The sequence below is a fragment of the Halomonas sp. McD50-4 genome, from assembly GCF_022348135.1.
Lineage (GTDB): Bacteria > Pseudomonadota > Gammaproteobacteria > Pseudomonadales > Halomonadaceae > Vreelandella > Vreelandella piezotolerans.
Genome location: NZ_JAKRFG010000004.1, coordinates 146,459 through 159,128, shown reverse-complemented (window position 1 = coordinate 159,128; position 12,670 = coordinate 146,459). Strand labels below are relative to the sequence as shown.

Annotated in this window: 14 protein-coding genes; 8 read left to right on the top strand and 6 right to left on the bottom strand. The window is 57.8% G+C overall.

The features are described from left to right. Window positions 1-371: 371 nt before the first annotated feature. The 4 genes from MHM85_RS06770 to zigA all read left to right on the top strand — a co-directional run bounded on the left by MHM85_RS06770 (window position 372) and on the right by zigA (window position 3,331). On the top strand, window positions 372-734 hold the full coding sequence (locus MHM85_RS06770; RefSeq protein ID WP_176558260.1) for a helix-turn-helix transcriptional regulator: 363 nt from the start codon (window positions 372-374) through the stop codon (window positions 732-734). Window positions 735-947: 213 nt separating this feature from the next. After that, window positions 948-1,562: a class I SAM-dependent methyltransferase gene (locus MHM85_RS06765; protein WP_153843489.1), complete on the top strand. Its 615-nt coding sequence runs from the start codon at window positions 948-950 to the stop codon at window positions 1,560-1,562. Window positions 1,563-1,681: 119 nt separating this feature from the next. Further along, complete coding sequence (locus MHM85_RS06760; protein WP_153843488.1) at window positions 1,682-1,957, top strand: TIGR03643 family protein; 276 nt, start codon at window positions 1,682-1,684, stop codon at window positions 1,955-1,957. Between the two features lie 147 nt (window positions 1,958-2,104). Next, entirely contained in the window at window positions 2,105-3,331 is a 1,227-nt protein-coding gene (gene zigA / locus MHM85_RS06755; protein ID WP_219862785.1) for a zinc metallochaperone GTPase ZigA, read from the top strand. A gap of 87 nt (window positions 3,332-3,418) precedes the next feature. Here zigA and MHM85_RS06750 read toward each other — a convergent pair whose 3' ends face one another. The 6 genes from MHM85_RS06750 to MHM85_RS06725 form a co-directional block, all read right to left on the bottom strand. Then, complete coding sequence (locus tag MHM85_RS06750) at window positions 3,419-4,732, bottom strand: TRAP transporter large permease (protein WP_139528383.1); 1,314 nt, start codon at window positions 4,730-4,732, stop codon at window positions 3,419-3,421. Further along, complete coding sequence (locus MHM85_RS06745) at window positions 4,732-5,238, bottom strand: TRAP transporter small permease (RefSeq protein ID WP_139528382.1); 507 nt, start codon at window positions 5,236-5,238, stop codon at window positions 4,732-4,734. Before MHM85_RS06745 ends, MHM85_RS06750 begins: the two co-directional genes overlap by 1 nt. Before the next feature lie 60 nt (window positions 5,239-5,298). Next, window positions 5,299-6,297 carry a TRAP transporter substrate-binding protein DctP gene (dctP, locus tag MHM85_RS06740; RefSeq protein WP_139528381.1) on the bottom strand — a complete coding sequence of 333 codons (999 nt, stop codon included), beginning with the start codon at window positions 6,295-6,297 and terminating at the stop codon, window positions 5,299-5,301. A 151-nt stretch (window positions 6,298-6,448) separates the two neighbouring features. Next, the gene (leuD, locus tag MHM85_RS06735) at window positions 6,449-7,087 is read right to left on the bottom strand and encodes a 3-isopropylmalate dehydratase small subunit (RefSeq protein WP_219862782.1); all 639 of its coding nucleotides are present in this window, start codon (window positions 7,085-7,087) and stop codon (window positions 6,449-6,451) included. Next, the gene (gene leuC / locus MHM85_RS06730; RefSeq protein WP_219862780.1) at window positions 7,084-8,517 is read right to left on the bottom strand and encodes a 3-isopropylmalate dehydratase large subunit; all 1,434 of its coding nucleotides are present in this window, start codon (window positions 8,515-8,517) and stop codon (window positions 7,084-7,086) included. Before leuC ends, leuD begins: the two co-directional genes overlap by 4 nt. A gap of 153 nt (window positions 8,518-8,670) precedes the next feature. Continuing rightward, window positions 8,671-9,474, bottom strand: a complete 804-nt coding sequence (locus MHM85_RS06725; protein WP_219862777.1) for a GntR family transcriptional regulator — start codon at window positions 9,472-9,474, stop codon at window positions 8,671-8,673. Window positions 9,475-9,622: 148 nt separating this feature from the next. Between MHM85_RS06725 and MHM85_RS06720 the strand changes: the two genes are divergently transcribed. The 4 genes from MHM85_RS06720 (at window position 9,623) to MHM85_RS06705 (ending at window position 12,666) form a co-directional block, all read left to right on the top strand. Next, window positions 9,623-10,042, top strand: coding sequence for a nuclear transport factor 2 family protein (locus MHM85_RS06720; protein ID WP_219862775.1), 420 nt, complete (start codon window positions 9,623-9,625; stop codon window positions 10,040-10,042). Continuing rightward, the gene (locus MHM85_RS06715; RefSeq protein ID WP_219862773.1) at window positions 10,039-10,968 is read left to right on the top strand and encodes an oxaloacetate decarboxylase; all 930 of its coding nucleotides are present in this window, start codon (window positions 10,039-10,041) and stop codon (window positions 10,966-10,968) included. Before MHM85_RS06720 ends, MHM85_RS06715 begins: the two co-directional genes overlap by 4 nt. Window positions 10,969-11,031: 63 nt before the next feature. Continuing rightward, the gene (locus tag MHM85_RS06710; RefSeq protein WP_039180438.1) at window positions 11,032-11,697 is read left to right on the top strand and encodes an isochorismatase family protein; all 666 of its coding nucleotides are present in this window, start codon (window positions 11,032-11,034) and stop codon (window positions 11,695-11,697) included. A 15-nt stretch (window positions 11,698-11,712) separates the two neighbouring features. Further along, complete coding sequence (locus MHM85_RS06705; protein ID WP_219862771.1) at window positions 11,713-12,666, top strand: polysaccharide deacetylase family protein; 954 nt, start codon at window positions 11,713-11,715, stop codon at window positions 12,664-12,666. Window positions 12,667-12,670: the final 4 nt, after the last annotated feature.

Genomic DNA, 12,670 nt, shown 5'->3' with positions numbered 1-12,670 from the left:
AAGAGCATTGTCCGTCCTTGTTATTCATGCCAATGGATACCACCTGAACCATAGTGTTCAACAGGGATGTCTTTTAATGACTTAACGTACGGCAGACATCTCATCTCTTGCTCTTCCAGCCAACACTTCAAACAATAACGCTTATGGCCATTACTATACGGCCTTTAAGTTTTAATGAATCTCACCACGTTTTTATTTTAGATGATCAATTTAAATAGATTTAACTTTGTTAGTTATCGCCTTTCAGTACGCGTTGCAAAAAAAGCAGATGATGCCACTCATTATCAACCTGCGAAGGTGATATTCAACCTAAACAGTCCTTCATGTCAATAGGCCGTTCCCCAACCATTCAAGGTTATATGGAGGACCGTGTGAATAAAACCGAACAGAAACGGCTAGCTAGCAACATCGGCAGAGCCATCGCCAAACAGCGAATACGCAGCCAGTTGACCCAAGAAGAAGTAGCCGAACGCCTTGGGGTTGGCAACGAAGCCGTTTCTCGAATCGAGCGAGGGCGAGTTATTCCCAATATTATACGCTTATTAGAATTAGCCGAGATATTCAACTGCGAAGCAGCGGAGCTTTTAGGCCAAGCCAGTATTCATGTCGATGATCAAACACACCGAATTAAAGCGTTATTAGCTCCATTAAAACAACGTGATCGAGAGTTGATGTTAGAACTCGTAGAGAGCTTGGCCATACGTTTTCAACAAGACGAATCGACCGAAAAGTAGCCTCACGCCCAACGAACACCTCTTCGGATATCGCCACATCGCTTGGCGTTTGTCGTGGAATGCGCGTCATGTTTCCAGCGTTTTGGAGCTTATCAACGCTTCGTGCTATAGATACTGGACGGAGTAGCTATTGAGCACCTTATGCAGTGCGCATGATCCATATCCAGCATGACGCAACCTCTGCGCTAGCCCAACCGTCTCTTGAGGGGCCCTATGCTGAATACGACGACCTGGAATCGCCTTCGCTATAGTGCCTATGCACCTTTCTATGATGCGGTCGTATCGCGAGCGTTACGTCGTCCACGGCGTGTCGCGCTCAGCCACGTCGACTGGGAGCCCGGTATGCGCATTCTTTTGGTGGGCGCAGGAACGGGCTTGGACCTTCCCTTCATACCCCATGGGCTAGAAATACACCTGACCGACCTTACACCTGGTATGGTCCGACGCGCCAGCGCCAGGGCCGAGCGTTATCAGCGAGATGTGGCTTGCCATGTCATGGATGCCACTCAACTGCTCTATCCCGATGAGCACTTCGATGTCGTCGTCATGCATCTGATTTTGGCGGTGATGCCCTGCCCCGAGCAGGGACTGACCGAGGCCTACCGTGTGCTTAAGCCCGGTGGGCAGCTGTGCGTTATGGATAAGTTCCAACCCGATGACCAACCGTCGGGCTGGGGACGACGCGCAGTCAACATCCTTACCTCCTTCATCGCAACCGATATCACACGGCAAGCCACGCCCATGCTCCAACACGCAGGTTTTCGTATTCAGCGCGACGAACCGGTGCTCATGAGCGGCCTCTTCCGCGCACTGCTTGCAGTGAAATAAGTGAGCGAAATTGCTAGCCATCAACAAAACTCTATACAATAAAATATCAATGTATAGATTTTGCACATAAACCGACATAGCATGACTGTCCTGCTTCATGTCACCGACGAGGACGCGCCATGCCTAAAGCGGCGGTCAAACGCTTTCGCTGCCTACCTGAGGATGAACAATCACGCGTCATCGAAATGGCCTGGGAAGACCGCACACCTTTCGAAGCCATCGAGCGGCTCTTTGGATTGGACGAATCCGATGTGATCGAGGTGATGCGTCACCAGATGAAGCCAAGTTCATTCCGCCTATGGCGCAAGCGGGTCACGGGCCGCACGACCAAGCACCGAGCCCTGCGTTCGCCCGATGTCATGCGTGGCTACTGCCCTACTCAATACAAGCGCTAAGCTTTTCTTCTCACCGCTGCCTAATGCCTCTCATTTCACTGGCAAAGTCGCCGTGCCGCCCACGTTCATGTCGCCATGACAGGATATGTTCAGCCGCCACTAAGTGTTATATTATCACATAACATATAAAAGTGAGAGGACCTATCCGTGTCTGCATTTTCTCCCCTGCCCGTGACCGTGCTTTCAGGCTTCCTGGGTGCCGGTAAAACCACCGTGCTCAATCATATTCTCGCCAATCGCGAGGGCCGACGTGTTGCGGTGATCGTCAACGACATGAGCGAGGTCAATATCGATGGTGCACTGGTGCGTGGCGGGCCTGGCGAGCCGACGCTGGATAGCGACGTCGCCTTGAATCGCTCGGAAGAGCGCCTCGTCGAGATGAGCAATGGCTGTATTTGCTGCACCTTACGCGAGGATCTGCTGGTGGAGGTGAGCCAACTGGCCCGTGAAGGGAAGTTCGATTACCTGGTCATCGAGTCCACGGGCATCTCCGAGCCGCTGCCCGTGGCAGAAACCTTTACCTTCGAAGACGAAAGCGGCCAAAGCCTTTCCCAGGTCGCAAGACTGGACACGCTGGTCACCGTGGTCGATGGTGCCAACTTCCTGGCCCTGTATCAGGAAGCGCAGAGCCTGGCCGAGGCGGGAGAAAGCCTGGGCGAGGACGATGAGCGCAACGTTGCCGACCTGCTGGTAGATCAGATCGAGTTTTGCGATGTGCTGCTGATCAGCAAGACGGACTTGATCAGTGAGACTGAACTGGCGTCATTGAAAGCGATTCTACGCTCGCTCAACCCGGAGGCCGAGCTGGTGCCCATCACCCAGGGCGGTGTCCCGCTGGACAAGGTGCTGGATACCGGCAAGTTCGATTTCGAGCGCGCCCAGCAGGCGCCCGGCTGGCTCAAAGAGATGCGCGGAGAGCACGTACCGGAAACCGAAGAGTACGGCATTGGCAGCTTCGCCTACCACGCCCGCCGCCCCTTCCACCCGCAAAAATTTCACGACCTGCTGAATGCCGAGTGGTTCGGCAAGGGCCTGCTGCGCTCCAAAGGCTTTTTCTGGCTGGCTACTCGCCCCCGCTACGCGGGCCAGTGGAGCCAGGCAGGCGGCATTGCCCATCACGGCCCTGCCGGGGTGTTCTGGAAGGCCATCCCGGAAGCCAACTGGCCGGAAGACCCGGAATACCGCCAGTTCATTCTGGAGAAATGGCAAGAGCCATTTGGCGACATGCGCCAGGAGCTAGTGTTCATTGGTCAGAACATGGATCAATCCCGCATGCGTGCTGCGCTGGATGAGTGCCTGCTGAGCGAAGCAGAGTTGCTGGAAGGCATGGAAGCGTGGAAGCAGCTCCCGGACCCCTTCCCTGCCTGGGAATAAACGCACGCCGCCCACCAAGCGTTCCCCAAAACAAAAGAGAGGCAGCCGCCTCTCTTTTGCGATGATCTTACGCTCCCCTGATATCGTTCACTGCAGCAGGCTGGGTAGCCAGGTCGCCAGCCCCGGAAACACGACCAGTACGGCCACCAGCAGCATCGAACAGAGAATGTAGGGGATCGCCGCCGAGTAGATTTCGCGCATGGTCGTCCCTGCGGGCGCCACACCCTTCATAACGAACAGCAGTAGACCCAAAGGAGGCGTCGAGAAACTGATCTCCAGCGCCAGCAAGACTACGACGCCAAACCACACCAGATCGAATCCCAGCGCCTGCGCCAACGGGAAGAAAATCGGCACGGTCAGCATCATGATGGAAATCTGCTCCATGAACGTGCCCAGTACCAGAAGCACCGCAAACATTGCCAACAACATCAGCAGAGGCGATAGGTCGAAGCCGGTCGCCCAGGCAATCAGTCCCCCCGAGGCTCCCGAGAAGCCGAGCAGCTGGCTGAACGTGGCCGAGCCGAACACGATCAGGTAGGCCATCAGCGTGACTTTCAAAGCGCCGGTCACGGAGAGTTTGAACGCTTCCCATGTCATGCAGCGGAAGATGAACGCCAGGATGATGACGCCCAACGCGCCAAACGCAGCGGCTTCAGACGGAGTGGCAAAACCAATCAGCATTAACGCAACGATAATGACCATGACACTGAGCATGGGCAGGATGTCAGTCACGATCAGCTTCAGCTTCGCCGCCATCGGCACCGGTTCGAGTTCGTAGTTCGGCGCCGCTAGCGGATCCAACGTCGTTTGAATGAAAATAGTAGCAATGTAGAAGCCTGCCAGCGTTAGTCCCGGCAGGATACCGGCAATCAGCAAAGCGCCGATATCCACTTTTGCCAATGTCGCTAACAGTACCGCAAGCGCGGAGGGTGGAATAATGATCGCTAAACCACCGGTTCCCAGGATCGGGCCAATGGCCATTTTCTTTTTATAGCCACGGCGCTGCATTTCAGGCACCAGTAACGATCCCATCAACGCCGTAGAGCCCATGGAAGAGCCGCTTAACGTGGAGAATGCCGTACCGCCCACGACCGTGACGTACGATAAACGCCCCGGCACTTTACCCATGAGTTGATCGACGGCATTGAACATTTTCATGCCCAAACCGGTTCGGAAAAACAGCTCCCCCATTAACAAGAACAGCGGTATGGGCACTAGGTTGAAACTCGACAGTGCACCAAACCCGTTATTGAGCATCTGTAGGATGCCCGCTTGCCCCCCCATGAAGTGCCATGCACCAATGACGTTAGCGGCTAAAAAGGCTAGGGCGATAGGGGTGCCAATCGCCATAAAAAGCAGAATGAGCGAGAGTAAAAAGGCGAGCGCAAAGTACCATTCCATTATTCTTTAATCCCCGCTTCGCCACTATGAAGAATGTCTTGACCCACGACAAAGCGGCCAAACTCGATTGCCATCAACGTAAAACTGATAGGAAATACAACCGTCAATATCCACTTAGGCACGAAAAAGGCGCGTACGTCATAATCGTTACGCTCTATATTCATCATGACCAAGTCCAACCCCTTCCACGCCAACACACCGCACACCACGACGCACAGCAGTGACACGCCCCTGCTGAGCACATTTAGCACGGCCGGCGGCAGCACCGAGGTAAGCAATTCGATGTGAACGTGCCCTTTTTGGCGTACCAGCCACGGCGCCCCCAAGAGCGTGAGGTAGAACATGGCGTACTCGGTCGACAGAAAGAACCAAGCCGACGGCTGGAGCCCTAAGTTACGAATGACCACCGAGAGCACCACGGCCACCATCAGCCAGACAAGCATGATGGCGGCGAGCAGAGCCATGCCGTTAAGCAGCAGCAGATAGCCGCGTTGTGCGTAGCGCATAAGACACCCTGGAAAATAGCCACAACATGGGGCGCGCGATGGCTCGGCGCCCCCTAGGTGTTATAGATCGTTGAATTTTTCGATCAGCGTATCGTAGTGCTCGAGGCCCATCGGGTGACGCTCCATCTGGCGACGCATGCGCTCCCAGGTCGCATCTCGGGCAGCATCGGAGAAACGCTGAGCCGCTTCGCCTTCCAAGGTAACGACCTGCATGCCATCGGCTTCCAACTGTGCCTGCTGCTCATCGGCCAGCGCCGCCAATTGTTCGGCGCTCTCACGCTCGTGCTCGATGGCGACCTCCTGCAAGATTTGCTGGGACTCTTCGCTGAGTTGGTTCCACTTGCTCAGGTTGACGATCACGCCCATGTCCGTGGAGAAGAAGGCAGGATCGACCCGGTAGTTGAGGAAACGATCCCAGTTGAGATCCTTCAGGCCGATCTGCGTCCAGCCGGTGGCATTGACCACGCTGCGCTCCAGGGCCGCGTAAACGTCGGTCGTCGGCAGGCTAATCGGCTGCGCTTTTAAATAGTCCTGAAAGAAGGCGTCGTAAACGGGGTTACTGCGCAGGCGCAGCCCCGAAATACTGAGGTTGCCCTCTTCGTCCAGGCTCGGCTCGTCAATGGTGTAAAGGTTGTAGCTGACCCCGCTGTCGAACCAGCCCAAGTAATAAGTCCCCATTTTTTCCTGGTGGATCTGGTTGAGAAGGTCGATACCGCCATTCTCACGGGCATAAATGGCATTGGTATTGGACGCGACCATGGCATCCCGCTCGGGCACCGTGCCGGCATAGAAACTGGCGGCGGTGTAGGCCATGTCCACCACGCCATTGCGCACTGCGTCCGGCTGCTCGGAAAGCCCGATGACCTCGGGGCCGCCACGCACGTTGATCTGCACCACGCCTTCACCGCGCTCATTCACTTTATCTACAAATTCCAAAAAGCTTTGGGTGTAAATCAAGGAGGGAGGAAAGGCGTGGACGGCGTTGATTTGGTCCACTGCCAAGGCATGGGTCGAGGCCAGCGCCGTGAGCATGCCCAACGTAAGGGTTACTTTTTTCATGTGTGTCTCCTGCACAAGGTGATCTGTTGTAGCGGTTATTGTGTTGATCTACTGCCTAAAACCATTGTTGCAAGCGTGCGTCGTGTTGTTATCGGTCCGTCATGTTAGGCGCGGGGTGGCTGCTCTGACGGCAGCTTGACCCGGGGCAATGTTATCCTCTGCTGATGATCTCGGCACTGGGCGGCGCCGGCGCTACCCATGGGAACTGCTGTTCGTAATCCGCGGCGAACGCATCGATCTTTTCAAGATGCTGGCGAGTCATATCGATATCGTCCCAACCGTTCAGCAGCTTGGTGCGCCACACGGCAGAGACACTAAAGGGTACGTTCAGCTCGCCGACGCGAATCTGCTGCGCTTCCAAATCCACCACGATAGGCGCAGGCGCCTCGGCCAGGGCCTGCAACAGCTGTTCGGCGACCTCTTCCGTTACGACGGCGGGCAGCAAGCCATTGTTGACGGCGTTGGACGCGAAGATATCGCCAAAGCTCGGCGCCACGACGCAGCGAAAACCATCGTCCACCAGCGCATAGACAGCCGCCTCGCGGGAAGAGCCGGCGCCAAAGTTGCGTCGACTGACCATGACTTCCGCCTGGCTCGCCATGGGGTGATTGAGCATGACGTTCGGCACTTGCTGGCCCTGTTCATCATGGCGCACGTCATACAGTAGAAACTGCCCGTACCCCACGCTGCGTGGCTCCTTCATGAAACGGGCAGGAATCAACTGGTCGGTATCGACGTTCGCGGCGGGTAACGCCACCCCCAGGGTATCCAGGATGGTGATGGGTTTCATGATGGCTCTCCAGAGGCGCGGGGTGAGGAGGAAGCAAGCTGGCGTACGTCAGTCAGCCGCCCGCTGATGGCCGCCGCGGCGACCATGGCGGGCGACATCAAATGGGTACGCGCGCCCGGGCCTTGGCGTCCTTTGAAGTTACGGTTGGTAGTCGACGCACAGCGTTCGCCGCTGGCCACCAAGTCACCGTTCATGCCCACACACATGGAACAGCCGGAGTGGCGCCACTCCAGTCCCGCCTCGATGAAGATACGGTCCAAGCCCTCCGCTTCCGCTTGCGTTTTCACCAGCGTCGAGCCGGGGGATACCATACCGGGCACGCGGCTTTTGCGGCCAGCCAGCACGGCGGCGGCGGCACGCAAATCTTCGATCCGGGCATTGGTGCAGGAACCGATGAAGACGCGGTCGATGGTGATGTCGGTGAGCTTTTGCCCTGCCGACAGTCCCATATAGGCCAAGCTATCTTGGGCCTGGCGCGCTTTGGCCGGATCATCCAATTGCACAGGATCGGGCACGTGTTGATCGATAGGCAGCGCCTCTTCCGGCGAGACGCCCCAGGTCACCGTGGGCGCAATCTCATCGGCGTGCAGCGTCACTTCCAGATCGAAGGCGGCGTCAGGGTCGCTGCACAGCGTCGCCCAGTGTGCACAGGCCTGCTCGAAAGCCTCGCCCTTCGGGCACCAGGGGCGCCCGCGTAGGTAGTCGAACGTCGTTTGATCCGGGGCGATCATACCGCAGCGCCCGCCCCCTTCGATGGAGAGGTTGCACAGCGTCAGCCGTGCTTCCATGGAGAGTCCCCGAATCGCCTCGCCCGCGTACTCGATGGCATAGCCGCGAGCGCCGTCGGCGCCCAGTTTGGCAATCCAGGTCAGGGCGATATCCTTGGCGGTGATCCCTTCCGCCAGTTGGCCATCAACCGTAATACGCATCACCTTGGGCTTGCTCTGCCATAGGGTTTGAGTGGCCAGTACATGGGCCACTTCTGACGCGCCAATGCCAAAGGCAATGCTGCCGAACGCTCCGTGGGTAGCGGTATGGCTGTCGCCGCACACCATCACCATGCCGGGCTGAGTGAGGCCCTGCTCAGGGCCCAATACATGCACGATGCCCTGCCGTGGATCGTCCAGGCCAAACAACGTTACGCCATGCTGCTGGGTATTCTGTGAGAGCTGTTCGATCATCGAGCGCACTTTGGCGTCGGCGACATCGGCAAGGTCTCGCGCCTGGGTCGGCACGTAGTGGTCGGCAATACCAAAGGTCAGATCGGATCGCGCAACGGGCAGCTGCCGTTCACTCAACTTGTTGAAGGCATGGAACGACCCTTCATGGACAAAGTGACGGTCTACCCACAGCAGGCTTTGGCCGCTATCGCTGCGATGCACTTCGTGGGCTTGCCACACCTTGTCGAATAGCGTCTTGGGGGAGCTCATTGTCGTCACTCGTGTCCTCAGTGCGCCTTGCCAGGCTTGTCATTGTTACCCCAATACAACTAGCGCAGTTATCCTGCACAGGTCAAATGTATTTTTTGAATTTTTAAATCTGTATTAAATTTAATACATTAAAAACAGAGAAAAATGACCTCCTCATACCTCGCTCTGCGTCGGCCCGCCCCCCATACGAGGCTCCCAGTACCGCGCATCATCATCACCGTTACGCTCGAGATCGATCTGGATCCGATAGCGATCGGGCCGATACAGAGCCTCCAAGTGCTCTACTCCGCGCCCCTGCTCATCGAACACCACGCGGGTCAGCGAGATCAGCGGTGAGCCTACGGTGACATCCAGCGCCTGGGCCACGTCATGGCTCGCCAGAGTGGCCGAAATGGATTGCGACGCGTGGTCTACCTTCACGCCGCTGCGCTCCAGCAGGACGAACAGCGGTGTATTGGCCAGATCCATCTCGTTGTAGTGCAGCGCGATGGCCTCTGGCACGTGGGTGACCAGATGGGAAAACGGTTTGCCATCGATCATCCGCACCCGCACCGAACGCTGCACCTTGCCGCCCTTGGCCATGCCCAGCCGCTCGCGAATCATCTCCGGAGGAGGAATGTAGGCAAACTCCAGCAGGCGTACCTGAGACGCCTGGCTCATCTTGACCATGTTGGGCATCAGGTTGGAGACGCTGGCCGTCATCACCGTGGCATCCAGCGGCTGCTCCAGCACCACGGTGCCCACCCCTGCCTTGCGAGCCACCAACCCAGCGGACTGCAGCGCCTCCATGGCGCGACGGACGGTCACACGGGAAACGCCGTGCTGCTCGGCCAGCTTGTTTTCGCCCGGCAGCTTGCTGTCGGCGGGCAGTCTGCCGCTGAGAATGGCGTCTTTCAGCAAAAGGTATATCCGGTGCGATTTGGTCCCACCCACCGCCGAGGACTGTGCATCACTCATTCACGCCCCTCCAGGGTATGCATCAAAAAAATATTCGCGTCAGGCTTGACGCGAGAACAACAATAGACATAAAAATGTATTAAATATAATACATATAAAACACCGTATCAGCATACCGCATTGGCCATATCAACAAGAGTAATGCGCCGTGAAGAATACGCAATGCCTCGATGTTCACCCCCATGACGTACAGCAGGTGCTGGCGTTTCTGGAAGCCATGGAAGCACGCGATTTACCGCGTGCCCAGCGCTGTCTGGCCGAGCATGTCGTCATGCAGTTTCCGGGGGCGCACGCCATGCATCAGCTCGACGACGTGGTGGGGTGGGCCCGACAGCGCTACCGCCGCGTCAGTAAAACCTTTCACGCCGTGAACCACTGTTTGACGCCTCGCCAGAGCATCGTCGTTTGCCACGGCGAGCTGGCCGTCGAGTGGTTGGACGGCAGCACCAGCGACAGCGTGCGCTTCATTGACCGCTTCGAATTAACCGATGGACTGATTACCCGCCAGGATGTCTGGAACGACCTGGCGCTGGTGCAACCCGCTCCCCACATGACGAGACCGCTATGACACGCCAACACACTACTTCCCATCAGGCTTTCCACCAGGCCTCCTCTCCCCTGGCGCACCAGCCAGCCCAACTGAAACAGCACGTGAACGACAGAAGGATCGTCGTGGCGCCCGGCGTTTTCGATGCCCTCGGCGCATCGCTTGCCGAGCAAGCAGGCTTCGATACCGTCTACCTGTCCGGTGCCAGCTTGGCCTACACCCAGCTGGGCCGCCCGGACATTGGCCTGCTCAGCATTACCGAAATTTGCACCGCCATGTCGCATATCCGCGAACGCACGAATCTTTCCGTCGTGGTGGATTGCGACACCGGCTTCGGCAACGCCATGAACGTGATGCGCAGCGTGCGCCTGCTGGAGCGCGCGGGTGCCAATGCCATTCAGCTGGAAGACCAGACCTACCCGAAGCGCTGCGGGCACCTGCGCGGCAAAACGCTGGTATCCAAGGGCGAAATGGTCGGCAAATTGCATGCCGCATTGGACGCTCGGGAAAGCGACCGTACGCTGATCATCGGCCGTACCGATGCACTGGGTGTCGAAGGCACCGACAGCGCCATCGAGCGCGCCCAGGCCTACTATGAAGCGGGCGTCGACATGCTGTTCATCGAAGGCATTCGTAGCGACGAAGACATCGGCAAGATCATGGCGCAGTTCAAAGGCAAGGTGCCGATCATGGCCAATATGGTCGAAGGCGGCGACACGCCGCTGCAAAACGCCAAGGCCCTAGAAGCGCTGGGCTTTTCGCTGGTGATCTTTCCCGGCGCACTGGTGCGGGCGATTACCCATATGGCCAGCCGCTTCTTTGCCACGCTTAAAGAGGACGGCACCACCGATGCTTTCCGTGACCAGATGCTCGATTTCAAACAGCTCAACGACTATCTGGGCACCCAGGCGATGCTCGAGCTTGGCGAGCAGTACGACAATCGCTAACGCTCGCTTATCAACGCGTGCCTCTTATTTAAAGATACCAATAAGCACATCCAGGAGACGACGATGCAGACCACCGACAAAACCGCAAAAGAGATCTTTCACGAGGTCATGGCCAACCCCCAGCGGGTGCCCTTTGGCTTCGGTAAGAAAGCCGTGCTGGTCAACGTGGATCCACAGAAGGCCTACACCCGCACCGATCTCTTTAAAACCGCCTATGAAACCGACCCCAAACAGCTGGAGTACACCAACCAGTTGGCGCGTGGCTTTCGGGAGAAGGGCTGGCCGGTGGTCTGGACTCACGTCGCTTTTCTGGATTCTGCTGAAGATGCAGGCGTATGGGGCACCCGCACCGATACTCCCGACTCGCTGCAGAATATCAAATACGGCTCCGAACGCGCCGAGTTCGACGAGCGCTGCGAGATCGACCGCAGCCGCGATGTGATTTACACCAAGCGCATGCCTTCAGCATTTTTCGAAACGCCGCTGCAATCGCTGCTGGTATGGCACCAGGTCGATACGGTGATCATCACCGGTGGCTCCACCTCCGGCTGCATCCGCGCCACCGCCGTGGAGAGCCTGTCCCGCGGCTATCGCACCATCGTGCCCATGGAGTGCGTGGCCGACAAGCACGAGAGCTACCACTACGCCAACCTGACCGACCTGCACCTCAAGTACGCCGATGTCATGCCCGTGGCTGACGTGCTGGCGTGGCTCGAGGGCGATGCATAAGGCGAGGAGCCCACGATGAAAGAGTCCCTTGGCGTTTACGACTACTGGGCCTACGACCAGCGCCCGAAAATCACCTGGCCCGGCGGCGCGAAGGTAGCCTTCTGGGTGGCCCCCAATATCGAGTATTATGAGATCGACCCGCCGCAGAACCCGAGCCGCAAGCCGTGGCCGCACCCCCACCCGTCGGTGCCCGGCTACAGCATTCGCGACTACGGCAACCGGGTGGGCCACCAGCGCCAAATGGCCCTGCTGGACAAGTACGGCATTCGCGGCTCGGTGTCGCTATCGACGGCGCTTTGCGAGCACCACCCCGAGATCATCCAGATGTGCAAAGAGCGCGACTGGGAGTTCTTCAGCCACGGCATTTACAACACCCGCTACACCTACGGCCTTAGCGAAGACCAAGAGCGCGCGATGATCCGCGACAGCATGGAAACCATTCACCGCCATACCGGCCAAGCCTGCGCGGGCTATCTGGCCCCTGCGCTCTCCCATTCGGAACGCACGCTGGACCTGTTTGCCGAAGTGGGCGAGGAGCTATTCGGCGAGCAAGGCGGTGTTTACACCTGCGACCTGTTCCACGACGACCAACCCACGCCGGTCAGCGTGCGTTCAGGCAAGCGGTTCATCTCGATGCCCTACTCGCTGGAGATGAACGACACCATCGTCTACGCGGTGAACAAAGTGGAGCCGCGCCAGTACGCCACCATGCTCAAGCGCCACTTTGACCGCCTGTACCTGGAGGGCGCAGAGTCCGGCACGGTGATGTGCATTCCCACTCACAATTACCAAGTGAGCTGCCCCCACCGAATCAAGGCGTTTGAAGAGGCACTGGAGTACATCACCGGCCACCCGGATGTGTGGGTCGCCACGGGCCGCGAGATTGCCGATTACTACTTGGCCCACTATTACGATTCCGCCCTCGACAGTATCGCGGCCCAGGCCGCCACCGCAGGCAAACAGGGATAACGCT

What these genes read in the sequence shown, in the direction of transcription:
- MHM85_RS06765 (WP_153843489.1), top strand. Translation starts at nt 948, where the DNA reads ATGCTGAATACGACGACCTGGAATCGCCTTCGCTATAGTGCCTATGCA.
- MHM85_RS06760 (WP_153843488.1), top strand. Translation starts at nt 1,682, where the DNA reads ATGCCTAAAGCGGCGGTCAAACGCTTTCGCTGCCTACCTGAGGATGAA.
- MHM85_RS06750 (WP_139528383.1), bottom strand. Translation starts at nt 4,732, where the DNA reads ATGGAATGGTACTTTGCGCTCGCCTTTTTACTCTCGCTCATTCTGCTT.
- MHM85_RS06745 (WP_139528382.1), bottom strand. Translation starts at nt 5,238, where the DNA reads ATGCGCTACGCACAACGCGGCTATCTGCTGCTGCTTAACGGCATGGCT.
- dctP (WP_139528381.1), bottom strand. Translation starts at nt 6,297, where the DNA reads ATGAAAAAAGTAACCCTTACGTTGGGCATGCTCACGGCGCTGGCCTCG.
- leuD (WP_219862782.1), bottom strand. Translation starts at nt 7,087, where the DNA reads ATGAAACCCATCACCATCCTGGATACCCTGGGGGTGGCGTTACCCGCC.
- leuC (WP_219862780.1), bottom strand. Translation starts at nt 8,517, where the DNA reads ATGAGCTCCCCCAAGACGCTATTCGACAAGGTGTGGCAAGCCCACGAA.
- MHM85_RS06725 (WP_219862777.1), bottom strand. Translation starts at nt 9,474, where the DNA reads ATGAGTGATGCACAGTCCTCGGCGGTGGGTGGGACCAAATCGCACCGG.
- MHM85_RS06715 (WP_219862773.1), top strand. Translation starts at nt 10,039, where the DNA reads ATGACACGCCAACACACTACTTCCCATCAGGCTTTCCACCAGGCCTCC.
- MHM85_RS06710 (WP_039180438.1), top strand. Translation starts at nt 11,032, where the DNA reads ATGCAGACCACCGACAAAACCGCAAAAGAGATCTTTCACGAGGTCATG.
- MHM85_RS06705 (WP_219862771.1), top strand. Translation starts at nt 11,713, where the DNA reads ATGAAAGAGTCCCTTGGCGTTTACGACTACTGGGCCTACGACCAGCGC.